Genomic DNA, 286 nt, shown 5'->3' with positions numbered 1-286 from the left:
TGGACGAGGCGTTCGGGCCTTCACCGGAGGAGCGGGCGGGACAGCAGGGGCAGGACGGGGGGAACTAGGTCATGGGGATCGGGGATTTCGTCCGGGACATCACGCCCGACGTCGTCGAGGACACGGTCGAGGACGGTGTCGAGTGGGTCGGTGACCGGGTCGAGGACGCCGGGAACTGGACCGGCGACCGGCTGGAGGACGCCGGCTGGGAGTCCGGGGCGGACTGGGTCCGGGAGAAGTCCCGGTCCGTCGCGAACCGGATGGGTGCCGAGGTCGACGAAATGGA

At 70.3% G+C, this 286-nt stretch carries 1 protein-coding gene; it reads left to right on the top strand.

Annotation, left to right across the window (positions count from 1 at the left end):
• Nucleotides 1-71: 71 nt before the first annotated feature.
• Nucleotides 72-286, top strand: a 215-nt coding sequence (locus E0702_RS16880) for a putative T7SS-secreted protein (protein ID WP_205742024.1), incomplete at its 3' end; no start/stop codon positions are given.

It is taken from the genome of Halomonas marinisediminis (assembly GCF_004347715.1).
Lineage (GTDB): Bacteria > Pseudomonadota > Gammaproteobacteria > Pseudomonadales > Halomonadaceae > Halomonas > Halomonas icarae.
Note: the sequence above shows the minus strand (reverse complement) of the source record. Positions and strands in the feature narration are given on the sequence as shown.